Origin of the sequence: Mesorhizobium sp. M0088 (assembly GCF_040322895.1) — a bacterium.
Classification (GTDB): domain Bacteria; phylum Pseudomonadota; class Alphaproteobacteria; order Rhizobiales; family Rhizobiaceae; genus Mesorhizobium.
Window position 1 is genome coordinate 108,314 of record NZ_JAMYUI010000022.1, and the last position, 24,334, is coordinate 132,647.

The window sequence follows — 24,334 nt, forward strand, 5'->3', positions numbered from 1 at the left end:
ACAGCCGAAGCTTGCCGGTCGCGACGTCAGTCCTATCGAGGATGCGACCACGCGCTGGCGCGCCGATGGAGAGCCTGGTCGAACTTGCCGATCGGCACGAGGCATTCATCGTCGTCGACGATGCTGTGCCACCTGCGTCTGAGGCCTGGACGGTCGCGGCCTTGCCACCGCGTAGCCGGGCCAACGGACAAAAAATCGCCGGGGCGGGCGAGGAGCAAGGAATCGCGCAGCGCCGCTTCATTCTCGGTGCGCCCCGTCTGCCGCGCCGTCACCGCGGCGGCGGCGAGCGCGAGGCGCTGCCGCCAGGCGCCGGCCAATTTTTCGTCGCGGCGCACAACCGCATCCAGCATGGCGATGGCCGCGCCGGTGGCCAGGGGCAGCATCCTCAACGGTTTCCGCCGCCTCGACCGCCTTGCCCAGCCATCTCGGTACGGTGACAGTCGGAGCGGACGGGGCGGCGCCGGACTGCGTGACGTGACGAGGTAGGGGCTATTTCGGACGCAGAATCATCGTCGGCATAATGATTCATTGCGGCGCTTATTACAACCCAAATGGCAGCAATCCGCCGCACCTGTCGCAGCACAGTCGTGTCCGGTAAGCTTGCCTTATCGCCGCACCGAAGCAGAGGAACACAAAGGAAAAGACGGACGCATCAGAGCAAGAAGGCCCGGACTCTAATCTCAGATGGGGAAATTACCCGTGGCAGATCACCCCAACCCGCTCTTCGGCGCCCGCTCGATTCTGGAGAGGTGTAGTCGGTGAACAATGTCGGCCGCGCGATGCATCCATTCGTTCGAGCGACGCTGGTGCACCGGCTCGATTATCCCGACAGCGTCGCTCACTATGCCGACCGCGAATAGGCTAGCCCAATTACATTGAATAAGTAACTCGAGCGAAAACGTGCAATTTGCTTTCGACACGTGCCCTAATCGCGCAGAGATATCAATTTCCACGTCCTGGAATTCAAGGAACTGATTGTACTGTGGAAAATACGCCTTATACGCAGCCTCCTTCAAAACAAAGAGGTCCCGCCGCTTGAGTAAATGTAGATCGTACATGCGTTGCTCGTTAGGGGTGGCAATCAAGTCGATCAGGTTCTCCGGAAGAGGTTCATTAGGCTTAATGTCGACGCCGAGAGCTGCAATCCTTTTCGTCCCGGCAATAGCGGCAGCTGCTACTGTATTGGTCGGCCACCACTTGGCCGGCATGACGGATGATCACCCGGCCTGCCAGCACCACGACCTGGACGCTCTCGCCGATCAGGCGCCAAGGGACCGAGTAGCTGTTGGTGTCGAGATCGATCGCGCAGTCGGCCTGAACCTTGCGGACCAGGTCCCGCAACTGACCGAACGGGGCACGCCCAGCCAGGGGGCGAAGCGTGCGAGCTTCATCGGCAAAGCGTTCCACCGGCGCGACACCGGTCGTGCCGTGTTCGCGCTGATCGGCGACCTCGCGCGTCCATCGGTCCAGATGCGCCTCGAACGCCGCCCAGCTCTCGAACCGCCGCCCGGCGATCGCGATCTTCTTGTCGTGGCCCACTCCGCGTTCGTCCTTCCCTTTCGTACGTGCTTGATAGGGAGCACAGGCCCCAGGCTGGAGCCCCAGTACCGGGCGGAGGCATGCAGCTGCGCGTAAACCTCACCTGGCGCGTCACCGCGTCATGGTGCTCGACAAGAGCCTCCGCATTATCGATCAGGCCCGGAACGCCCCCGAACCGCAGGAATGCGCCCTCCATCCCTTCGAACCAGTCGGCCTGGCGCTGCCTCTGCGAGGCCCGGATATGCACCCGGCGCGAATAGCCAAGCGTCCCGACAAACACATGGATCCGCACCCGCTCGCCGCCGATCCAAACACGGGTATCGCCGAAGTCGATCTGCATCTGATGACCGGGCGCCGTCTCGAAGCGGACTGTCGCCCGCCTTTGCGCCTCTAGCCCGTCTTATTCATGACGGATCTGGGTTCGTTTGCCGCTGAGCGGCGGACAGGTGGCGGCTCGGCGTCTTTTTCACCGCGGCTGTGTCTGGACTTGTGAACGCGCTGGAGGGTGGAAGCTGTGTGGTTCGGCGGGGCCCGCTGCCCCGGCGGTCATGGTCCTGCCGGTAGCAGATTGCTGGCGATCGCCCGGAACAGACTTGCCTCGGGACAGGCGGCGGCGAAGGCCAGGCGGATATGATGCGCGAGACGGTTTCGATGACGCGGGCGCCGAGCTTGAGCAGCCTGAGCCGCAGCGTAGCGAACTCGGCGTTGCGCAGATGATGGGTCGTGGGCACCGCCTCGCGCAGGGTGAGCATTAACCAGTATGCGGCGGTGTGCAGGACAAGACGGAACTGATTGGCAATCGGTGAGCGGCAGGAGGTGCGGTCGGAGGCGAGTTGGCTCTTGTGCATCTTGATCAGGTTTTCGGCCTGGCCGCGGGCGCAGTAGATCACGTCGTAGATGTGCTCGGCGGAGCCTTTGTCGAGATTGGTGACGACGAAGCGGATGTCGAGGCCGAGGGTGGTTGCCTCGATGCGAGCGCAGGTGCGGCGTTCGGCCTTCCAGGACTTCGCCTTGTAGCGGGTCTCGGCATCGCCGCGCAGCACAGACTTGCGCTCGAGCGCGCGGCGGGTTCGGATGTCGTCGGCGCTCTCGTCGACGAGCCGCTGCAGAACCTTGTTGCCGGGTAGGCCGAAGAGGTAGTCGATCGCATTGTTCTCGCACCAGGCCATGACTTGCGCCCGGCCGTAATGGCTGTCGCCGGATCAGGATGCGGGTGGCCGGCCAGCGCGCGCGGATGCGGCGCACGAGACGGCGCAGATGGCCGCGGCTCTCCTTGCCCGTCGGGGTCTTGCCAGGACGCAGGATCATCGCGACCGGGCGTCCTGTCGCGGCGTCGTAGATGTGGATCGGCAGGAAGCAACGCTCGTCGTAGTGGGCGTTGAAGAGCGAGAGCTGCTGACGGCCGTGAACGACATCCAGCGTATCATCGATGTCGAGCGTGACGCTTTTCGGCGGCGCGGCATAGCTCGACAGCCACAGATCGACCAGCACCCAGCCGAGCCGGATGACGGTCCTGAGGTCGGGCAGGCTCTCCAGCCGCGAACAGGTCGGCTGCGAGCACAGATCAATCCCGCTGTCGGGCAGCCGCCCGCAGGCGAGCTTGAAGGCCGGATCGGTGCGCAGCCGGTCGAGATCGTTGGCATCCTCGTAGCCGCAGGCGACGGCAAAGATCCGGGCACGCAGGATGTCGGCCCTAGCGTGCGTCACGCGCGCTGGATCGCGCGGATCGTGGATCGCAGCGGCCAGCCTGTCGGCCAGTTGCAGGCGTCGCTCGGCCGCGGCCAAAAGCATGACGCCGCCATCCGAGGTGATGCGTCCGCCGTCAAACGCAGCTGTGACCTTCTTGCGTCCGACGGCTGGAAAAGACAGCGGCAGCAACGTATCCTCGGTCATGGCGGGTGTGGCTCGCGAGATGCGGTGGAAGGGTTGGCCTAAGCAACCGAATCCTAGGCAATCAATCGCTTAAGCTACATCCGCCAGCCTCAAAGCCACATCGTCGTGCATAAGACGGGCTAGCCATGGTCGAACAGGCGGTCCCCCGCTTCGGCATCAAGGTCGTCGCGGTCGACCTGTGCGATCCACAACGGCGACGGACGCTCGCCGAGACCATGGACGAAATCGCCGGGCGAATGCCGGTTGTGGTGGGTGTGGGCGCGCTGCGCACCGATGAAGCAGTGAGGTTCGCGCGGGACGTCAAGGGAGCTGCCGCGGGGCTGCTTGCGGCCGCCTTCTACACCCCGCTCACTGAGGACGAAGTGTTCGAACATTTCTCGACGGTGGCGTGCGAGAGCGGCCTGCCGATCGTCGTCTACGACAATCCAGGAACGACGCATTTCCAACCCCAGCACTCATCAGCCGCCTGGCAAAGGTGGGTGCGATTGTCATTATCAAGAATCCGACAGACAAGGGCGATGCGATCAAGAGCCATCTGGCCGACCAGAGGCGCACTGTGCCGGAAGGGTTCTCGATCGGCTACAGCGGCGACTGGAACGCCGCCGCGGCCATGATCGCCGGCGCCGACACATGGCACAGCGTCCTCGCGGGCATCCTGCCCGAGGTCTGCATGACGATCGTCACAGCGGCGCAACAGGGCGATGCGGCCGAAGCGCGACGTATCGATGCCACGCTTGCGCCGCTCTGGAGCCTCTTCAAGGAGTTCTCGAGCCTTCGCGTCGTCTATGCACTTGCCGAATTGCTCGACATTTGCCGTGCCGACCGCGTCCAATCCTGCCTCTGCCCTCAGCAGCGAAGCGCCAGATCGCCGCCGCGTTGGAACGCTTGCCATCGGATGCCAGCCGGTGAACAGCGAACCCGGCGGCTAGTGAAAGGAACTGTCATGTAGAGCTCGCGCACGGACACGTTCGGCCGCCGCTCTTCGATCGCGATGCGTAGCTTCTTGGCCACAACCTTTTCGAGCGAGACCCGCCGACGCAACGCCTCGACGCTATCAATGCTCGCTACATGCAAAAAGGGACACGTCGTTCAATGCTTCGCTGGAAGATTAACTTGCTCGGTAATGTTCTGTCGTCACTCGGGATGGTGAGTATTTGGGCACTTGGCAATCTGACGAGAATGACCCCGAGCTCAAGCCGCATTACAGACGATGCGGAGGAATGTTGCGATTATGCAGGGCAGGCGAGACGCTATTCACCGAGTGCGACGATGCGATCCGCGTCAGCTCATACGTGATGCTGCAGGCCACGCTCCTAGGTCTCGATGACCGGACCTGGCGGTGATCGATGCGCTACGGCACCGTCGTGGTTAGCTGGATCCGGTTTGCGCCCGCCACAAGCGTGCGTAAGCACCTTCAGTTGCCAGCAGATCAGCATGCCTCCCCTCCTCAATAAGCTGTCCCTTGTCGAAGACCACGATCTTGTCGGCCCTACGAATGGTGCTGAGTCGATGAGCGATGACGATTATGGTCTTACCGGCCCGACGAAGATCTTCAATGATACGCAGGACAAACCCCTCGGCTATCGAGTCGAGAGAGGAGGTCGCTTCGTCGAGGATCAGGATCTCCGGATCCCGGTACAGAGCCCGAGCCAACGCAAGCTGCTGCTTCTCGCCGCCGGAGAGGCGTACACTATTCTCGCCCAAATAGGTCTGGAGACCGCCGGGCCAGCGCTCGATCAGCTCTCGCAGCCCTATTTGATCGCAGATGTGCAGGATCTTCTCGATGTCCGGCTCGAACTCGCCAAGGGCGATGTTCCCGATCACCGAGCCCGAGAACACATCGACCGATTGCGGCACAGCAGCGATAGCCTTGCGCACGGACACTGTTGAGAGATCCTGGAGGGAAAAGGGACCAATCCGGATGCGTCCTCCCTCAAGCGGGTAGACATTCTGCAGCAACGCCGCAAGGGTGCTCTTGCCCGAGCCGCTTTCCCCCACCAAGGCCGTCATCTCGCCCCGGCGGAAGGTGACGCTGAGATCGTGGAAAAGCTCCGGCTGCGAACCATGGCGGAACGTGACTTTCTCCAGGCGAATATCACCAAGGTCGGACTTTGTGGCATCGATGCCGCCGCCGCTTGTCTCCTGCTCCAGGTCGAAGATCTCAAACAGGCGATCCGCTGCGATGAAGCCATCCTGAACGATCCGATTAGTCTGGATCAGATTGGCGACCGGCCGGATGACATAGCCGAGTAACGTATAACAGGACAGTAACTCGCCGGGCGTGACGGTTTGATCCAGGGCAAGCGTCGTTCCGAACCACATCAGCACGATGGTGAATAGGGTCGAGAGGAAAGTCGAGGCATTATCCCCGAAGATCGAGATGAGACCGGAACTGTAGACGGAGTGCAGCATCTTGATGAAACGGATCTCCATCTTGAAGTTGGCGAAACTCTCCACGCCGGAGGTCTTGATTGTGGAGACAGCTCCGAGGGATTCCACCAGCTCCGCCTCCAGGTTTGCGGCATCCTCCATAATCGCGCGCTGGTGCTTCCTATTCAGCCGGTTGATGGTCCAATAGACCAAGAGATACAGTGGAATGGAGACCGCCACGACCAAGGCGATCTTCCACGAGTAGATGCACATCAGCCCGAACGAAAATAGAATCATTAGCACGTCAACGAATATGGTGATCGAGACGTCGTTCAGGAAGCTCCTGATCTTCACCGCGTCGTTCATGCGGGCGATGACTTCGCCCATGCGCATGCTGTCGAAGAACTTCTGGGGCAGGTTTAGAATGTGCTTGTAGTAGCCGAGGATCAAGTAGACATCGATCTTCTGCCCCGTTTGCAGGATAAGCCGGTTCCCGAGGAGATTGATCAGGATCTGCGCCACCAGGATCACCAGCATGACGAGGCTCATCAGGTTGAGCAGGTTGCGGTTGCCCGCTGTGATCACATGATCGACGATCTTCTGGACGTAGATTGCCGTCGAGAGCCCGAGGACCGTCGTCACGAGCGCCCCGGCGAGAGCCTGGGCCATCACCGCCCTTTGTGGCGCAAGCAGACGCGCGAACCGGGCAAGCGGCGTAATGGTCTCGTCGCGGCGCTTGAAGGTGGCTGCCGGAACCAGGAGCACCAGGACGCCAGTCCATTGCGTCTTGAATTCCTCGTGCGACAGCTTGCGGATTTCGCCATAGGCTGGGTCCATGACGGTGACCCACCTCGCGTCGATCGCCTGGATGACGACGAAGTGGTGAAGGACCCCCTTGACGACGACGTGCGCGATAGCGGGCTTGGGGATCTTGTACAGGCTGTCGAAGCCACCCTTCACTCCCTTGGCGACAAAGCCCAGCTTCCGGGCCGCTTCCGTGAGGCCCAGTACGGTAGTGCCGGAGCGGTCGGTCGAGGCATACTGGCGGATGCGCGACAATGGCAGCTTGTGACCATAGAAGGCTGCGACAGAAGCAAGACTGGCAGCTCCACAATCGGTGATGTCGTGCTGCTTGAACTTGATAACCTTGCTCGACATGGCGGCTCGCTGGCTGTTTGGATAGGGAAGGATTAGTGGCCCGCCAGGAGGGGATTGAGCCAATCGTCGGCCTCATTGTAGAGGAGTTGCAGAAGAGTGCGTTCTGCCACGAGGAAGCGGGCCCGCACGGTCATGCCCTTCTTCAGATGACCGATGACCCCGTTCTTGAGTGCGAGATGGGTGCGAGAGAGTGCGCAGCGGACCTTGAAGACCGGGCTCATGTCGTGGAGGGTGAAGTCCTGCGCTACGCCGAGCACTGTCGCATCGATGAGACCCCATTGATTGTAGTTGAAGGCATCCACTTGGAGCCGCACCGACTGGCCCTCCCGCACGAAGCCGATGTCTTTGGGGGAGACGTAGATTTCCGCCACCAGTTCGTCGTCCGGCGAAACCCAAGCAACGGTTTGCCCGGCCTGGATGTAGCTGCCGGGGGTCAGGCCGGTGAATTGCTCGAGTGCGCCTGACACGGAGGCCCGAATGTGGGTGAGATCCCGTTCCTTCTCGAGCTGATGCACGGCGGCCGTGAGTTCCTTGAGGCGCAGGGTAAGGTCGAAGAGCTGCTGGTTCCATTCGGCGGATTTGCGCCGGGCAAGGATCTCCCCCTGAACCTCAATGTTCTGGAGGGCGAAAGCCTTCTCGTCAACGGCCTTTGCGGGCGTCGCAGCAGCGGAGAGCAGTCGCTTAGCGCGGTCGAGTTCCGCCGCGGCATTACTGCTGGCATATTGGTTCTCCCGCAGCAGGTTGAGAAAATGCGCCCGCTCCGCCTTGGCGGACTCGGTCAGGAGGAGGATCGGGTCCTTGGCCTTCGTGCCGGAGGAGATCAGGGTTTCGAGGTCACGGGCAAGATCACTCTTAGCGCGAATATCGCCTTTATACGCCCTGAGCTTTTCCTCAACCACCTCATCATCAAGGGCGAGAATCTCCTGCCCCTGGGCAACCATATCGTTCTCAACGGCAAGGATACGGGAGATGCGTCCGGAGACGGGTGCGACCAGGGGCGTCTTCTCGACGGTGGGGCGAATGATACCGGCACTTTGGACCGAGATCGCTATGGTGATGAGTGGCAGCGATACCAACGTCGCAACCACAGAGAGCAAAATCATCCGATAGATGATCAAAGATCGTCCTGATCGTCGGGAGAGAATGCTCTCTGCAGTGTAGCTGGCAATTTCAGGAGAGAGGGTATTTAGCTTGCACACTAATGTTCTAACCGTGTCTCTTCCAGTGCCTCGCCGCTACCAGTATAGTCGCAGCCACAACGCCAATTAACCCCGCCACCGCGAAAGCTATCGCCCCAAAAAAAGCCCACCCGCCCGAAATTGTGGATGCTTCTTCTGGAGCCAATTCAGTCACACCATAATCTGACAGATCGACCTTCATTGCTATCTCCTTTCCTAGAGACAAATAAGATGAACCAGTCTGCCATTTAGCGGCTTTTGCCGCCGTACAACCAACATCAAGAGTCGTGCCAACTGCACAGGAAGCGACCCAGAAAACTGTTCTGGATGTTATTCAATGGCTTCACTGAGAGCGCGGCGGCACGCCAGCCAGACGTCACCGTGTCGCGGATTCGACAAACCCGACACTGGTAGGGGCCAGTGCGGGTAGGTGAGCTCTGCCTGCATGGAGGATATATTTCGGCCAAGCATTCTGCCGAGAGAACCGGCCTGTCCGGAACAGCATCTGGAACACGCTGAGCAGCTTGCGCCAGTGTGGTCTTGTGTCAGCGCCCGATTGTTACCGCGGAGATTTCGCTTTGATGCGTGCGATGATGTCTGGCTCTGAGACGAAGTCTTCGAGGAAATCGTTTCCAGTCATTGGTCGCATGGGCGCCCGTGCCGTCGTAAACGCTGATGAGACTGCCGTAGCACAGATTGTCGCCGTTACAGACGATCGCCTCCAGGAGTTCGGGGTCCTCTCCGAGCATTTTCGCGAAGTGATTGATTGTGTTTCGGCGTGGAATAAGGGGTCTGACGCACTCTCGATGATATTTTCTTTCAGGCAGCACCGATCAAACGTGCTTGGAGGAGGTCGGCCGTACATCTGCCGTTTTACAAGCTTGACCTTGGTGATCTGTCCTTCCGTCTGCCCGTTGGACCATGGCTCGGTGATCGCGGCGGGGACGGTAGCACGGTCGCGAATGATGCCATTGGCGAAAGACGCAATGAGGCTTTTGCTGGCGTCGGCGATCCACGGCTCGAGCTCATGGGCGACTTTCTTGCGGATCATGGAATGGAAACCAGCGATCAGATTGCGTGCTTCCACCAGCATGGGCACACCCGCCTCGATGACAGCGATCATCATAGTGTCGGTTTTGTTCAGTTGATCGCGCGCCGTCGTCATTAACCGTGCGATCGTTCTGGCTGATGGCACCTTGTGGAGTTGCTGATCGGACGTCGTCGTCGCCTTGCCCATTCGCTGACGACACCCAGACGTCCCCGAAAGCCCTTTGTCTCCAGCCGTCGCCAAAGCTCGCTTGCATTGTGGCAACCAGATTTCCATTGCCCTTCCAGCAAGGGCAGCCAGGCTTCGAGTGAACTCTGGCGGGCGCGGAAAATATCGGTCCGCTGGCCACGGACCACCTGACGGACCAGCTTACGGCTGTGGCCGGTGCGACGCACGATCTCCTTGATGGGGATGTCTTCGCTGGCAAGTTTCATGATTGCCGCATTTGTCTCCTCGCGCCGCAGATAGCCTTCGTATTGCCGCTTCTCCGCGTAGGTGAGCAGATCGGGATTGACCGTCGTAGCGCCGATCGCAGTTCGGATTGTCCGCATCGCGGTCGGCGTCGAGGAAAGGCGCACTCGCATTCTTCATGAGATGCCAGCGGTCGGCGACCTGAACCGCTTCGGGCAACGCCTTCGCAGTCGCTTCACCGTAACCGCCGCCGCGGTCGCGCGAGACGGTTTCGATCTGAGGATGGTCGGCGAGCCAGGCCTCGACGGTGGCAACCTCACGATCAGGCAACAGTGTCACGATCCGCCGCCGCTCCAAATCACAGACGATCGTGCCGTAACGATGGCCGCGACGGAAGGCCCAATCATCAATGCCGACAACTTTGAGAGGATCTGTTTGCAAACAGGCCCGTCGCCGCACCACCCGCAGCAGCGTGTCATTATTGACCGGGACCATCAGCCGCTTCGCAAAACTGGCCGCCGGCCGGCCGCCGAGCGCCAGCCCAAGATGATGAACGATACACTCCAATCGCGAGGTCCGGCGGGATCGCTCGGCGACATGCCCTCAAGCTGTCGGCGGCGAAGGGTGAAAACGTTGTGATCACGATCCTGAAGGATGAAGGGCCACTGCTTGATACAATCGAGCCGGCGCCCGGCGTCGTTTGCACAAGTCCTGTTCAAACTTACCTTGATTTGGTGATATCCGGGGAGAGGGGACAGGAGGCCGCTGACCATTTGCGGCAGGAGAAATTGCAATGGCTCCAGTAGTACCGCCCGATCCGCAATCGGCCGCCGACTACGACGACCGCACCACCGCGGCCGTGAAATCGGTTCTACTGGAAATTGGTCAGATACTCGGCAGTTTCAAAGGGGCGGCGATAGCCTTGTCGGGGCAGCGAGGAGCCGTAGCCGATGATGAACGCACAGGAGAAGTCTGGCGTGAATGGGGCGATGATTGTCGAGCTTTGCTCTCGAGTCATTTCGTCAACCATCTTGCGTGACCGATTGGCGACCATCTCCTCGTCCCGACCTTATATTACCCGTCGCCTGTCGCCGCCAGCGCGCAGTGACTTGTCAAGGATGGAGGCCCGCAGACCCCATCGCGCGGCGACTTGTCCTTGACGGTCACGAGCACGGCGGCAGGTTTGCCGTGGTCGGGGAGCCCTTCCTTGGGCGGAAGCCCACGACAGTGTTCGAGAGGAACTCGCCATGAGCCGGGTGCGCAGAGATCGTCCGACGCTCTTGTATTTGCTGGATCCCAGCCGGCTCCGCCTCCGACTGCCTCGGTAGCTCGGTATCCTGAGCGCGTCGGCGGCATCATGCCATTATCATCCTACGAATTGCATGCTCCATCGTCCTGGACGAGACCGGTTTGGCTAGCCAAAGGACGAACGTCTGATTACCAGATGTGATCGGCATGGGGTCGCTTCCACCAACGACGATGATGGGCACCGTCATCAGGGTGGTACGTACGGCTTCGGGCTGTCCTGGCCCGAGGAAAGTCGCTTTATCGAAAATTAGGAGGTCGGCTGCCTTCCCGCTCTCGATCCAGTCGCAAAGACTCTCGAAGGTCGCGAAGCCGACCGGCCTATAACCCAGCGCGGCGATCTTATCCTTGTACATCTCCAACGCTGCTGGATCGGGGTCAACGACTGCAATGATTTCTCCGTTGCCAAGTGATCCATCGCATGGGCCGAAAGCGCTATCAGCTCTGACCTGCTCCTCAGCGCAGGCCGGTAAGTAGAGATCGAAGCGTGTACCTCGGCCAACAGCCGAGGTGACGTCAAGGCATCCTGCGAGCGCGCTCACATGGCGGTCCACTGCAGCAAGACCCAGTCCGGTCCCGCCGACGCGAGAGCGCGTGGTAAAAAAGGGCTCAAAGATATGCGGAAGCACCGAACTTGCGATTCCTTGGCCATCGTCGCTGATGGAGAGGAGAACGTAATCTCCCGGTTTCAAGGTGCCCTTAGCCACGGGCTTCGTTTGACAGACGTGAGCGCGAGAAACGCTAATCTCGACACGGCCCTCATTCAAGAGAGCCTCCGACGCGTTCTTGCATAGATTCATAAGGATCTGCTGTATCTCGGTCGGGCTGCCCTCGATCACCGTTTGCCACTCGTTGATCTTGAAGTTCAACTCAACATCCGCACGAAGTGTAACCCGCAGCAATGGCGCGAGATCCATTACACTCTCCGAGACGTCGAAAGGCATCGTCACGCGCTTCCGATTTCGGCTTAGTGACAAAATTTGATCAATAATAAGTTTGGCTCGGTTGCTGGCTAAGATAATTTGGCCGATGTGGCCCCGAATTCTCGAGGGGCGGCGCACAAGACCTTTAGCCATCTCTGCGTAGCCGACTATTGCTCCTAGAACATTATTGAATTCATGTGTAACGCCGCTTGCGATTGTGCCGACAGCCGTCAGCCTTTCCGCATGCTCCCATCGACTCTCAAAAAGGTTACGTTCCGTGTGTACACGTTGCATTTCAAGATGGTTGCCTAAACGCACAGTAGCGCTCGCCAGAACCAGGAGGTCGTCTGTGGAGGGTGGTGAGCGATCTCCTTCAAAAACAAGGATACAAACCGCAGCCTGCTGATCGGAGGCCCTGCAACCAACAATTTGACAAACACCGGTAGTGCCTACGGCAGTCCGAACCACTTCCGACGCCGGAACGACGCGAAACACTGGCTGTTCCGGGTGTACAAGTGAGACGACTTCATGGATTAGCGTGGCGTTCCAGACGCGCATGCGCTTGTTCGCGACAAAGTACTCGGTATTCCTGCTGATACTCGGATCCACCAGAGCAAGCGCGCATTGATCCGCATCGAAAACGCATTGAATGAGTCTAAGCGCTGCTTCGGTGGAGAAGCGCCGCGAAGCCTTCGTTGCTTGACTGTCGATGAAACAAGCTTCGATCTCACTCATCGCCGCTTCAAGCTCTAACCGCCTTTCCAACCGGTTCGTCCGCACATGCAGCGTGGAGGCTCGAATGGTCGCAAACAAGCAGAGGCATATGGACACCAAGCCAAAGAAAAGTCGTGTACGCTGCGCTTGCGCGCTGGCGAAGCTGTAGGCTTTCAGATGTTCTCGCTCCAATTCAGCAGCCTTGGCGAACGTGTCGAAGGATGGGATCCGATTGACAGCGCGGTCCAACCTCAACATTGAGGACAGGATAGCGCGGCCCTCGCGGGCAACATCCTCCGTGACTTGGTCCTGGCTAGGAGGAAGTCGGCGGAGAGACTGATCGATTTGTAATGCGAGGCTGAATCCCGGTCTGGCCGAAAATTGAAGGATCAGATTGGAAAATTCAGGCCTGTTCGACACTCCCCCCGGAAGGCGATTAGCCGAGCGAGCAAAGCGTACGAGAGAGCTTTGCAGAAGCTCATTTTGCGCGGCCGAGGCCGAGATGGCAGCTTCTGTGTTTTCGAGGGAATTTTTGAGCTGTGCAACCAACCTGGAGTGCACCCCGGAGCTCTCATTGGGCGCAATCTCAACAAGGCGTTGGTAGTTTTGGAGGTTCCTTTTTAATGCTTGCCCGGTAGAAGCAACGGAACGGACGTCCAATACCATGTCGGCGCGGGCGACGTCTCGCTGGAGCAATGCGTAGTTGATCTGAATCGTCCGCAGTTCGCTTAGGACCGCCTCGTTGATCTGGGGGTCTTGCCACTGTATCGCGACCAAGAGCGCAACCGAGGCCACTAGGGCCATTACAGAAGCTTTGTCGGTACTGAGCCATTTTTCCCAAACGAACGGCGTTTGATCCGCGGTGCGTGCCTTGCGAAGGTCCGATTTGAATTCTAGCTCCCCATCGCGTCGGTGTGCGGCCGGATGCTGCTGGAACAGGAAAGCCAAGTGTACCTCTCCCCTCAAATAGGCGGTGTAGACGCCGTTGCACTCTGCCCCCATGGCCCGCTGACCTTCCATTGATTCGCGGGCGTTTCGACCTCGACGGCGAGGCGGCAGCACAAGGCGGGCAACTGATCGCAGTTTTCGAAACTGGTCTTCCGAGAGATCATCGAAGGGGCATACAAGCGCACGCCTGCAGCAGCCGAGGATGATACCGGCCGGTCAAACGCAACTGGCGAGGGCCGGATCTGCTGTTGGCTGGCAGCTAACACTGGCGGGGCGGCGGCCTCAACTCCGGCGTACCTAGAGCCGGCTGCTGCGAAAGCGTCCGACACGCTTCCCTTGGGGTCATCCCGTCCAGCGGGCATCCTTGGATCGCTGAAAAAAGACGAGGCGGCTTGATGATCCTGCCCTCGCTGAAGCACCTCGCGAAACCCTTTTTCCAGTCGCAGAAGCTCCTCTGGACCGGTAGGCGGCTCGTCAGCTCGACCATCGAACAGTGGCCGGAGCGCCTCGGACACGTGCTGCTCAAAGCCCACTCGCCGGGCCTGGACCGCTTGCCCGTCTTCCAAGCCGGCGTCCTGCACCTGCGACAAAGCTGTTAAACGGGATGGATTACTATTTCGCCGGTTCATACTAGCCTCACATCAAACTGCATCGTCAAAGTCCTGCGCCAATTCACACAGCGGGTCATCGAGTTGAGATCCGGCGGAGAGCGCCTCCTCTGCTCCCGTCAAGGGCGCCGGCTCCGGGAGGGCGCCTGTCTGGCTTTCAAAGATGCGTTTCAGAATGCGATCCGAGAAATAACGCACCTTCCTCAATTTTAATGGTGGCAGACCTTTGATAAGAACAATCTCGTAGTCGTCATCGAGCAGCCGAACCTGTTCGGGACGCAATAGCGGTGCACCTTGATGTGAATTCTGAATGGTCCAGTCGAACGTTCGCGCCTGGCTGTGGGAAATCGATTTGGCTTGAAATGTGAATCCACCGATAGCTTTGGAAATGTAGTTCGGAGTCTCGTCATCTACCTCGATGTTCCTAGAAGCGCGCCGGCAGCCCGGGCGGGGGGCTTGGGGTTAGACTGCCAGCGCACGCCACTCATAAAGAGCGGCCTCTTTTCGCGGTTCGGACACCCATAGTCAACCCGGCAACGTCTGGATGCCCGCTGTGCTTTTTGCAGAGCGGCGATGCCGGGCATATCGGCCGATCCTGTCTAGGATGGTGTGGCCACTCTCGTCGGCCGAGTTGATGCTCCAGCCAGTATCGCCTTGCCGACCAGCATGAGTTCGCCGTTAGCAATCCATCGTTGCGAGCCGAGACCGAGGTAAAAAGCGCGTGTTATCGACTATGTAGCTGACGCTCCCGCTGACGCAGGGTTCCCGCCACTGCCTCGAGGACTACCTCGAAATGAAATACCTCTGCACGGGCGGCATCTGAAGCATGGGCTTGCAGGGCTCGCAGACCGGTAAACCAGCGAGCCATCTCCAAATATGTGAATTGTGGATTGCTCCTCGACGGGAGCTGAGGGGCGGCTCCGCAAGCCTTACGACGCTCTTTGCGAGCCGTAGCTGCCGAGCTGGCAAAAGGCCGGGCTACGTCGCGCCAGCGCAATCGGCGCGCAGAAAATTAGGCCTACCCGCTCCGGGACCGCGGACCTCGTCAGCTTCTCGTAAGTATGCCCGAGTAGGTTGCTCAGCTGATCTGTGGACGTGAGGCTAACGTGAACCGGCACAAATTTGACCTATCCAATGTAACAGGTTGGCGGCAGGTGCAGCCCCCGGCATCTCAAGAGCAAGCGGCACAGGCCGGGCAAGAGGGCTTTGAGCAGCGCTCGGGCGAGGCGCGCCAAGCCGCTGCCCAAATTCCCGCCCCCGGCGTTCCGGCTCTGCCAGACCCGTTCCATCCTCATCCGTCTCACGGAGACCTGAGCCTCATCGAAGGCGCGGCCCCATGGGAAGCGCAGCCCATGATGCAAGGGAGCGGACAAGAACACGCCGCGGCGCCGTACGCCGGAGGCAGTGGGTCGATGCTAGGTGCCTCGGTGCTGCAGCCGGGTCACTCAACGGCGCGCCATCATCATGCGCCGGATTCGTCAGTGGGTGATCTGAATCCTTCCGCACCGTTCGAGTTGCGTGACCATGCTCGTTCCCCCGTGCCGGCGGCGGTGCAGCCAGATCCTCCAGTAGTGGTCTCCGACGGTCGCGGCTGCAAGCGTCCTCTTTATTCCAACGATGCGACCGTTGTCGAAGGGCTGAGGTCACTCTACGCGGGTAAGGCCAAGGAGGAAACGGTCAAGCGCCATGTAAATTCTCTTTACGGCTTTGGTCGTTGGCTCTTTAAAAATAACAAGCCGGGATTTGCTGCTCGGCTTCACGAGGAGTCGCTGGATGAAGATCTCAAGGAGTACGAGAGCAGTGGTGGCTCCTCGACTGTGGCTGTGGCACTGCGTCGTCTCAGAGAGTCGGCGGGCGGAGTGCCAATGGTGGGCCGCGCTGTCCTGAATCCCGACCCTGCCGACGCCGTGCTCATCAAAGAGTACAAAGCGGCTCTCATCAAAGAGTACAAGGGAGCGCCTGCGACCGGGCCGAATCGCCAAACCATTCACGACTATGGAGCTACTCTTAGACGTTTCAGTGAATACCTGGTTGAAAACAACAAGCCGGGGATTGCGGCTCGGCTTCACGAGGAGTCGCTGGATGAAGATGCCAAGCGCTATAAGGCCTCCAGTGGTGACCGGAGGATCATTGCACTAGCTCAACTCCGGAAGTTCCTGCCGTCCGCCGCACTCGGGCGCGAAATTGCCCTTGCTGCTCGTCCGGAAGACGCACTCGGCATGGAGGCTCGTGCCATTGGGGACGCCGCTGCGCAGCACAGCGGGCCGCAGAAGGCATTGGGTCGGCCAGAGAAGCTCCCTGGGGAAGCTAATGAAGACGCCGCTGTTCTGCCATCGTCTTTCGTACCAACTGGGCACCATCACCAAGCCTCGGATCCCGCAGAGTCCTTTCGTCCCCTGATCTGGCGCGACGGCGACCAGCGCGCGCCGGACGAGCGGATCGCTGCACAGGACAGGAGCAACCTGCTACCAAGCGAGGAGGTGCCACTGAGGCCACCGGAATTCGCTCCTCCCAGCTTGCGGGCGGGGAATTCCGCCTCGCCAGAGCTCTTTCCTGAGGGGATGTCCCCCGCGGTCGAAGGGTTTTTTGGTGTTTTCGGCGACCCCAGCGGGCGGGTGCTCGGCGCATTGCAATTGCTAGGCGACGAACATATCCACAGGGATTACCAGCTCCTGGAGCAGGAGTTGCAGGGGAACAATCCAGAACTCGCCGCCCGGACGCGGTTCGTGGATCCCCTCGTAGCCAATTATCATCTGCGCTTGGGCTCCGAGAGCGACAAGCTAAGCGCATTCCAGCGCATCGTCCATAATCAGAACGGTAACGACACAGCCGACTTCCTGTTCGTGCCAGTGAGCGATGGCGGTAAGACTCTTGCGGAGCGCGGCAAACATTGGTCGCTGCTGTTCGTTGATCGCAGCGACCGGGAACGGCCGGTTGCCTATCATTATGACTCCGTCAGCGGATGGCATGACAAGCTTGCAAAACACCTCGCAGAAAGGCTGGGCGCCAGCCTGGAGACCCGCGTGGACTTACCCCGCATCGCCCAGCAGAGCAACGAGTGGGATTGCGGAGTCTACGTGGTGGACGGCACGCGGGCGCTGGTTGGGCGATTGCAAAGATGGCAGCCAGACCTGCCAGACCTGAACCTCAACAACCTCGTCGTCAATCGGCAGGCACTACAAACCCGACTCATGGGTGACGATACATCTGGAACGGCAAATTATCTCACGAACTTTGAACTCATGGACCGACAGGCGCGAGACGCGGTTAAGGAAAGCCCCGTTGGGACGTTTCACCAGCGGATCAAGCGGCTCGGCCAGTCAGCGCGAGCGTTGCACGACAGAGCCCTGGCTCCAGTCGCGCCGGACCAAGGCAACCCAGACTCGGTGTTCGTACGGGACGTTGTTCCCGGGGAAACACGCCATCATCATGCGCCGGATTCGTCAGTGGTTGATCTGAATCCCCCCGCACCGTTCGAGTTGCGTGACCATGCTCGTTCTATGCCGGCGGCGGTGCAGCCAGATCCTCCAGTAGTGGTCTCCGGTCGCGACAAGCGTCCTCTTTATTCCAACGATGCGACCGTTGTCGAAGGGCTGCGGTCAGCACTCTATGCCGGTAAGGTCGGGGAGCGCACGGTCACGGACCATGTAAATTCTCTTCTCGGCTTTGGTCGTTGGCTCTTTGATAATAACAAGCCGGGATTTGCTACTCGGCTTGACGATCCGTTGCTGGATCAGGATCTCAAGGAGTACCAGCGCGAGAGTGGCTCCTCGAACGTGGCTAGAGCACTGGGTCGTCTCAAAGAGTCGGCGGGCGGAGCGCCAATGGTGGGCCGCGCTGCCCTGAATCCCGACCCTGCCGACGCCGTGCTCATCAAAGAGTACAAAGCGGCTCTCATCAAAGAGTACAAGGGAGCGCCTGCGACCGGGCCGAATCCCAAAACCACTCAGGACTATGCGGCTACTCTTAGACGTTTCAGTCAATACCTGCATGAAAACAACAGGCCGGGGATTGCGGCTCGGCTTTACGAGGGGTCGCTGGATGAAGATGCCAGGCGTTATTTGGACTCCAGTGGTAACCGGTGGATCAGTGCACTAGCTCATCTCCGGAAGTTCCCGCCGTACGCCGCACTCGGGCGCGAAATTGCCCTTGCTGCTCGTCCGGAAGACGCAGTCGGCATGGAGGCTCGTGCCATTGGGGACGCCGCTGCGCAGCACAGCGGGCCGCAGAAGGCATTGGGTCGGCCAGAGAAGCCCCCTGGGAAAGCTAAGCAGCTGAGCGAGATCGGCAATTCAGGCGCTCGCGTGCTGATGCAGGCCCCCACCCATCAAGTGGGTGCATTGGCATGGGAGGCGCAGCCCATGATGCTGGGGGACGAGCACCTGGCACCGCATACCGGAGGCAGTGGGTCGATGCTGGGTGCCTCGGTGCTGCAGCCGGGTCACTCAACGGCGCGCGATTCGTCAGTGGTTGATCTGAATCCCCCCGCACCGTTCGAGTTGCGTGACCATGCTCGTTCTGTGCCGGCGGCGCCTGCCGGGCCAGCGTTCGCCAGGGCTGAGGAGACGCCCTCCGCGGTTGGCGAGGCCGCGGAGGCCGCAAGGTGGGCTCGGTTGCAAAAGCAAATGGACGAACCAGTGCATGATCCCGGCCCTCAAGTGGATACATCGCCATGGGAGGCGCAACTCATGGTGCAAGGGAGCGGACAAGAACACGCCGCGGCGCCCTACGCCGGAGGCAGTGGGTCGATGCTGGGGGCCTCGGTGCTGCAGCCGGATCACTCAACGGCGCGCCATCATCATGCGCCGGATTCGTCAGTGGTTGATCTGAATCCCCCCTCACCGTCCGAGTTGCGTGACCCTGCTCGTTCTGTGCCGCCGGCGCCTGCCGGGCCAGCGTTCGCCAGGGCTGAGGAGACGTCCTCCGCGGTTGGCGAGGCCGCGGTGGCCGAAAGGTGGGCTCGGTTGCAAAAGCAGAAGGTCGACGCTGATTTGTCGGGATATTTCGACTCGATTCCGCACGCGGACCTTCTACGATCGCCATGGGAGGCGCAACTCATGACGCAAGGGAGCGGACAAGAACACGCCGCGGCGCCCTACGCCGGAGGCAGTGGGTCGATGCTGGGTGCCTCGGTGCTGCAGCCGGGTCACTCAACGGCGCGCGATTCGTCAGTGGTTGATCTGAATCCCCCCGCACCGTTCGAGTTGCGTGACCATGCTCGTTCTGTGCCGGCGGCGCCTGCCGGGCCAGCGTTCGCCAGGGCTGAGGAGACGCCCTCCGCGGTTGGCGAGGCCGCGGTGGCCGAAAGGTGGGCTCGGTTGCAAAAGCAAATGGACGAACCAGTGCATGATCCCGGCCCTCAAGTGGATACATCGCCATGGGAGGCGCAACTCATGGTGCAAGGGAGCGGACAAGAACACGCCGCGGCGCCCTACGCCGGAGACAGTGGGTCGAGGCTAGGTGCCTCGGTGCTGCAGCCGGGTCACTCAACGGCGCGCCATCATGATGCGCCGGATTCGTCAGTGGTTGATCTGAATCCCCCCGCACCGTCCGAGTTGCGTGACCCTGCTCGTTCTGTGCCGCCGGCGGTGCAGCCATATCCTCCAATAGGGGTCTCCGGTCGCGACAAGGGTCCTCTCTATTCCAACGATGCGACCATTGTCGAAGGGCTGAGGTCAGCATTGGAGAGCACGGTCAAGCGCCATGTAAATTCTCTTCTCGGCTTTGGTCGTTGGCTCTTTGATAATAACAGGCCGGGATTTGCTGCTCGGCTTCACGAGGAGTCGCTGGATCCGGATCTCAAGGAGTACGAGAGCAAGAGTGGCTCCTCGGACGTGGCTAGAGCAGTGGGTCATCTCAAGACGTGGGCGGGCGGAGCGCCAGTGCTGGACCGCGCCGCTGTCCTGAATAATCCCGACCCTGCCGACGCCGCGCTCATCAGAGATTACACAGCGGCTCCCATCAAAGAGTACAAGGCAGCGCCGACCGGGCCGAATCCCGCTACCATTCAGACCTATGGATCTGCTCCTAGACGTTTCAGTGAATACCTGGTTGAAAACAAAAAGCCGGGGATTGCGGCTCGGCTTCACGAGGGGTCGCTGGATGAAGATGCCAAGCGCTATAACAACTCCGGTGGGATCAGTGCACTAGCTCATCTCCGGAAGTCCGAACTCGGGCGCGAGCTCCCTGGGAAAGCTAATGAAGACGACGCTGTTCTGCCATTGCCTTTCGTGCCAACTGGGCCCCATCACCAAGCCTCGGATCCCGCAGGGTCCTTTCGTCCCCTGATCTGGCGCGACGGCGACCAGCGCGCGCCGGACGAGCGGATCGCAGCACAGGACAGGAGCAACCAGCTACCAAGCGAGGAGGTCCTCATCAACCGTGAGCATGATACAGCGGAGTTGAGACCAGCGAAGAGGCAAAGGACCCCGAACAGTCGTCTGCAGGACGTTGCCACTGAGCCGCAGCTGAGCGAGATCGGCAATTCAGGCGCTCGCGTGCTGATGCAGGCCCCCACCCATCAAGTGGGTGCATTGCCATGGGAAGCGCAGCCCATGATGCAAGGGAGCGGACAAGAACACGCCGCGGCGCCGTACGCCGGAGGCAGTGGGTCGATGCTGGGTGCCTCGGTGCTGCAGCCGGGTCACTCAACGGCGCGCCATCATCATGCGCCGGATTCGTCAGTGGTTGATCTGAATCCCCCCGCACCGTCCGAGTTGCGTGACCATGCTCGTTCTGTGCCGGCGGCGGTGCAGCCAGATCCTCCAATAGGGGTCTCCGGTCGCGACAAGGGTCCCCTCTATTCCAACGATGCGACCGTTGTCGAAGGGCTGAGGTCAGCTTACGCGGGTAAGGTCAAGGAGAGCACGGTCAAGCGCCATGTAAATTCTCTTCTCGGCTTTGGTCGTTGGCTCTTTGACAATAACAGGCCGGGATTTGCTGCTCGGCTTGACGAATCGTCGCTGGATCAGGATCGCAAGGAGTACGAGAGCAGGGGTGGCCCCTCGGAGTACGAGAGCAGGGGTGGCCCCTCGATCGTGGCTAGAGCACTGGGTCGTCTCAAGACGTTGGCGGGCGGAGCGCCAGTGGTCGACCGCCCTGTCCGGAATCCCTACCCTGCCGACGCCGCGCTCATCAGAGATTACACAGCGGCTCTCATCAAAGAGTACAAAGAAGCGCCTGCGACCGGGCCGAATCGCGGTACCATTCAGGTCTATGGATCTACTCTTATACGTTTCAGTGAATACCTGCATGAAAACAAAAAGCCGGGGATTGCGGATCGGCTTCACGAGGGGTCGCTGGATGAAGATGCCAAGCGCTATGTGAACTCCGGTGGTAACCGGAGGATCAGTGCACTAGCTCATCTCCGGAAGTTCGCACCCGGGCGCGAAATTGCCCTTGCTGCTCGTCCGGAAGACGCAGTCGGCATGGAGGCTCGTGCCATTGGGGACGCCGCTGCGCAGCGCAGCGGGCCGCAGGAGGCATTGGGTCGGCCAGAGAGGCCCCCTGGGAAAGCTAAAGACGGGCGGGTGCTCGGCGCATTGGAATGGCTAGGCGACGAACATATCCAGAGGGATTACCAACTCCTGGAGCAGGAGTTGCAGGGGAACAATCCAGATCTCGCCGCCCGGACGCGGTTCGTGGATCCCCTCGTAGCCAATTATCATCTGCGCTTGGGCTCCAAGAGCGTCATGCTAAGCGCATTCCAGCGCATCGTCCATAAGAACGGCAACGACACAGCCGACTTCCTGTTCGTGCCAGTGAGCGATGCCGGTACGACTCGTGAGGAGCGCGGCAAACATTGGTCGCTGCTGTTCGTTGATCGCAGCGACCGGGAACGGCCGGTTGCCTATCATTATGACTCCTACAACGGATGGCATGACCCGCTTGCAAAAGAGCTCGCAGAAAATCTGGGCGCCAGCCTGGAGACCCGCGTGGGCGTATCCCGCATCGCCCAGCAGAGCAACGTGGTGGATTGCGGAGTCTACGTGGTGGACGGCACGCGGGCGCTGGTTGGGCGATTGCAATCGCAGCCAGATGACCTGAACCTCAACAACCTCGTCGTCAATCGGCAGGCACTACAAACCCGCCTCAGGGGTGACGATACATTCGGAACGGCAAATAATCTCACGAACTTTGAACTCATGGACCGACAGGCCCGAGACGCGGTTAAGGAAAGCCCCGTTGGGACGTTTCACCAGCAGATCAAGCGGCTCGGCCAGTCAGCGCCAGACGTTGCTCCCGGGGACCCATTTAAATTTCAAAGTCTTGAGAGCAAGGGGGACGCCGCTGCGCAGCACAGCGGGCCGCAGGAGGAATACAGTTGGCCAGAGTATCTCCCCCCTGGGAAAGCTAATGAAGACGACGCTGTACTGGCATCGTCTTTCGTGCCAACTGGGCCCCATCACCAAGCCTCGGATCCCGCAGGGTCCTTTCGTCCCCTGAGCTGGCGCGACGGCGACCAGCGCGCGCCGGACGAGCGGATCGCAGCACAGGACAGGAGCAACCAGCTACCAAGCGAGGAGGTCCTCATCAACCGTGAGCATGATACAGCGGAGTTGAGACCAGCGAAGAGGCAAAGGACCCCGAACAGTCGTCTGCAGGACGTTGCCACTGAGCCGCAGCTGAGCGAGATCGGCAATTCAGGCGCTCGCGTGCTGATGCAGGCCCCCACCCATCAAGTGGGTGCATTGCCATGGGAAGCGCAGCCCATGATGCAAGGGAGCGGACAAGAACACGCCGCGGCGCCGTACGCCGGAGGCAGTGGGTCGATGCTGGGTGCCTCGGTGCTGCAGCCGGGTCACTCAACGGCGCGCCATCATCATGCGCCGGATTCGTCAGTGGTTGATCTGAATCCCCCCGCACCGTCCGAGTTGCGTGACCATGCTCGTTCTGTGCCGGCGGCGGTGCAGCCAGATCGCCCAAAAGTGGTCTCCGGTCCCGACAAGGGTCCTCTTTATTCCAACGATGCGACCCTTGTCGAAGGGCTGAGGTCAGCACTCTATGCCGGTAAGGTCGGGGAGATCACGGTCAAGCGCCATGTAGATATTCTTTTCGGCTTTGGTCATTGGCTCGTTGAAAATAACAAGCCGGGGATTGCGGATCGGCTTCACGAGGAGTCGCTGGATCGGGATCGCAAGGAGTACGAGATCTGGGGTGGCGGCCCCTCGGCCGTGGCTGGGTCACTGGGTCGTCTCAAGACGTGGGCGGGCGGAGCGCCAGTGGTGGGCCGCCCGGCCCTGAATCCCCACCCTGCCGACGCCGTGCTCATCAGAGAGTACACAGCGGCTCTCATCAAAGCGTACGAGGCAGCGCCGACCGGGCCGAAACCCCGTACCGTTGAGGTCTATGGGTCTGCTCTTAGACGTTTCAGTCAATGCCTGGTTGAAAACAAAAAGCCGGGGATTGCGGATCGGCTTCACGAGCGGTCGCTGGATGAAGATGCCAAGCGCTATATGAAAACCGCTGAAATCAGTGCACTAACTCATGTCCGGAAGTTCGCACTCGGGCGCGAAATTGCCCTTGCTGCTCGTCCGGAAGACGCAGTCGGCATGGAGGCTCGTGCCATTGGGGACGCCGCTGCGCAGACCGCGGCACAAGCTCATGGCCACGCAGGAGAGCAGGGACCCATCTCTCGAGCTCAACAAGTCGCGCCAGCGCCGTTTGAACGGCACTTGGGCAAGAAGCGCGAGGCCCAGGACGGACTGACGAGTACACTTGACAGGAGCAACCTCGTGAACAGCGGGGGCGTCATCATAAACAATGAACATTCCACAGCGCTGTTGAGACCGGCGAAGAGGCAGAGGACTGATAATCCGCAAAGCCGCGCCATGGGGCGGCAACTGAGCGAAGCAACCACGACGTCCATCAGCCAAGCCTCCGATCAAGCCCGAGCGGACCTAGTGGCTTCCTTCAGAAGCAGGGAGCGCTCCGACGCGGGGCGTTGAGCTCCATGGCTGGGGTCAAGCAGAACAGCTCTCTTGACGACAGAGGCGCTGATGCGATCTCCGGACCGGTAGCTCTCGCCGTAATTGATCAGGCTGGTACTGTTGGAAGGCTTGATCAGCCTCGTCACCCCAATCTCCAGCATAGCTCACTGTCACGCGGCCAACGTGCCTCCGTAGCTAACATCTACGTCAGCGTTGAAGAAGTAGCCTGCGCCACGGGATGTTTTGACCAGGCGAGGGTTGGCCGCATCAGCCTCCAGCTTTCGGCGCAAGCGCATGATTAGGACATCGA

10 protein-coding genes and 7 pseudogenes are annotated in these 24,334 nt (G+C 60.3%); 5 read left to right on the forward strand and 12 right to left on the reverse strand.

Features of this window, described 5'->3' with window-relative positions; all coding sequences use genetic code 11:
* Positions 1–32: 32 nt before the first annotated feature.
* From NKJ67_RS35175 to NKJ67_RS24910, 4 genes and pseudogenes are all read right to left on the reverse strand, one after another.
* Positions 33–383 (reverse strand): DUF1403 family protein, encoded by a 351-nt coding sequence (locus tag NKJ67_RS35175; protein ID WP_502905237.1) that lies wholly within the window; start codon positions 381–383, stop codon positions 33–35.
* 612 nt (positions 384–995) lie between these two features.
* Positions 996–1,208, reverse strand: a pseudogene (locus NKJ67_RS24900) (hypothetical protein); the annotation flags it as partial.
* Positions 1,186–1,933 (reverse strand): annotated as a pseudogene (istA, locus tag NKJ67_RS24905) (IS21 family transposase); the annotation flags it as partial. The pseudogenes NKJ67_RS24900 and istA, both read right to left, overlap by 23 nt.
* A 152-nt stretch (positions 1,934–2,085) precedes the next feature.
* Positions 2,086–3,432: pseudogene (locus tag NKJ67_RS24910) on the reverse strand (IS1380 family transposase).
* Between the two features lie 236 nt (positions 3,433–3,668).
* On the opposite strand from NKJ67_RS24910, the pseudogene NKJ67_RS24915 reads away from it, so the two are divergent.
* Together NKJ67_RS24915 and NKJ67_RS24920 are read left to right on the forward strand one after the other, a co-directional pair.
* A pseudogene (locus tag NKJ67_RS24915) lies at positions 3,669–3,809 on the forward strand (dihydrodipicolinate synthase family protein); the annotation flags it as partial.
* A 98-nt stretch (positions 3,810–3,907) separates the two neighbouring features.
* A complete protein-coding gene (locus NKJ67_RS24920) occupies positions 3,908–4,381 on the forward strand; it encodes a dihydrodipicolinate synthase family protein (protein ID WP_352583717.1) in 474 nt (157 codons plus the stop codon).
* 419 nt (positions 4,382–4,800) lie between these two features.
* Here NKJ67_RS24920 and NKJ67_RS24925 read toward each other — a convergent pair whose 3' ends face one another.
* The 5 genes and pseudogenes from NKJ67_RS24925 to NKJ67_RS24940 form a co-directional block, all read right to left on the reverse strand.
* Positions 4,801–6,960 carry a peptidase domain-containing ABC transporter gene (locus tag NKJ67_RS24925; RefSeq protein WP_352583719.1) on the reverse strand — a complete coding sequence of 720 codons (2,160 nt, stop codon included), beginning with the start codon at positions 6,958–6,960 and terminating at the stop codon, positions 4,801–4,803.
* 32 nt (positions 6,961–6,992) lie between these two features.
* Positions 6,993–8,078 carry an HlyD family secretion protein gene (locus tag NKJ67_RS24930; protein ID WP_352583721.1) on the reverse strand — a complete coding sequence of 362 codons (1,086 nt, stop codon included), beginning with the start codon at positions 8,076–8,078 and terminating at the stop codon, positions 6,993–6,995.
* Positions 8,079–8,166: 88 nt separating this feature from the next.
* Positions 8,167–8,340 carry a hypothetical protein gene (locus NKJ67_RS24935; protein WP_156940073.1) on the reverse strand — a complete coding sequence of 58 codons (174 nt, stop codon included), beginning with the start codon at positions 8,338–8,340 and terminating at the stop codon, positions 8,167–8,169.
* A gap of 357 nt (positions 8,341–8,697) precedes the next feature.
* Positions 8,698–8,887 (reverse strand): annotated as a pseudogene (locus NKJ67_RS35180) (hypothetical protein).
* Between the two features lie 70 nt (positions 8,888–8,957).
* Positions 8,958–10,191 (reverse strand): annotated as a pseudogene (locus NKJ67_RS24940) (ISL3 family transposase); the annotation flags it as partial.
* A 199-nt stretch (positions 10,192–10,390) separates the two neighbouring features.
* On the opposite strand from NKJ67_RS24940, the gene NKJ67_RS24945 reads away from it, so the two are divergent.
* A complete protein-coding gene (locus NKJ67_RS24945; RefSeq protein WP_084567634.1) occupies positions 10,391–10,636 on the forward strand; it encodes a hypothetical protein in 246 nt (81 codons plus the stop codon).
* A gap of 316 nt (positions 10,637–10,952) precedes the next feature.
* Here the strand turns inward: NKJ67_RS24945 and NKJ67_RS24950 are convergent, their stop codons facing one another.
* Entirely contained in the window at positions 10,953–13,487 is a 2,535-nt protein-coding gene (locus NKJ67_RS24950) for a two-component system VirA-like sensor kinase (RefSeq protein ID WP_352583724.1), read from the reverse strand.
* A gap of 395 nt (positions 13,488–13,882) precedes the next feature.
* On the opposite strand from NKJ67_RS24950, the gene NKJ67_RS24955 reads away from it, so the two are divergent.
* Entirely contained in the window at positions 13,883–14,086 is a 204-nt protein-coding gene (locus NKJ67_RS24955) for a hypothetical protein (protein ID WP_023671823.1), read from the forward strand.
* A gap of 42 nt (positions 14,087–14,128) precedes the next feature.
* On the opposite strand, the pseudogene NKJ67_RS24960 reads toward NKJ67_RS24955, so the two are convergent.
* Positions 14,129–14,506 (reverse strand): annotated as a pseudogene (locus NKJ67_RS24960) (type IV secretory system conjugative DNA transfer family protein); the annotation flags it as partial.
* A 695-nt stretch (positions 14,507–15,201) separates the two neighbouring features.
* On the opposite strand from NKJ67_RS24960, the gene NKJ67_RS24965 reads away from it, so the two are divergent.
* Positions 15,202–24,042, forward strand: a complete 8,841-nt coding sequence (locus tag NKJ67_RS24965; protein WP_352583726.1) for a Ulp1 family isopeptidase — start codon at positions 15,202–15,204, stop codon at positions 24,040–24,042.
* A 152-nt stretch (positions 24,043–24,194) separates the two neighbouring features.
* Here the strand turns inward: NKJ67_RS24965 and NKJ67_RS24970 are convergent.
* Positions 24,195–24,334 (reverse strand): winged helix-turn-helix domain-containing protein (locus NKJ67_RS24970; protein WP_352546282.1); only part of this gene is annotated, 140 nt, incomplete at its 5' end.

What these genes read in the sequence shown, in the direction of transcription:
- NKJ67_RS24935 (WP_156940073.1), bottom strand. Translation starts at nt 8,340, where the DNA reads ATGAAGGTCGATCTGTCAGATTATGGTGTGACTGAATTGGCTCCAGAA.
- NKJ67_RS24945 (WP_084567634.1), top strand. Translation starts at nt 10,391, where the DNA reads ATGGCTCCAGTAGTACCGCCCGATCCGCAATCGGCCGCCGACTACGAC.
- NKJ67_RS24955 (WP_023671823.1), top strand. Translation starts at nt 13,883, where the DNA reads ATGATCCTGCCCTCGCTGAAGCACCTCGCGAAACCCTTTTTCCAGTCG.
- NKJ67_RS35175 (WP_502905237.1), bottom strand. Translation starts at nt 383, where the DNA reads ATGCTGCCCCTGGCCACCGGCGCGGCCATCGCCATGCTGGATGCGGTT.
- NKJ67_RS24925 (WP_352583719.1), bottom strand. Translation starts at nt 6,960, where the DNA reads ATGTCGAGCAAGGTTATCAAGTTCAAGCAGCACGACATCACCGATTGT.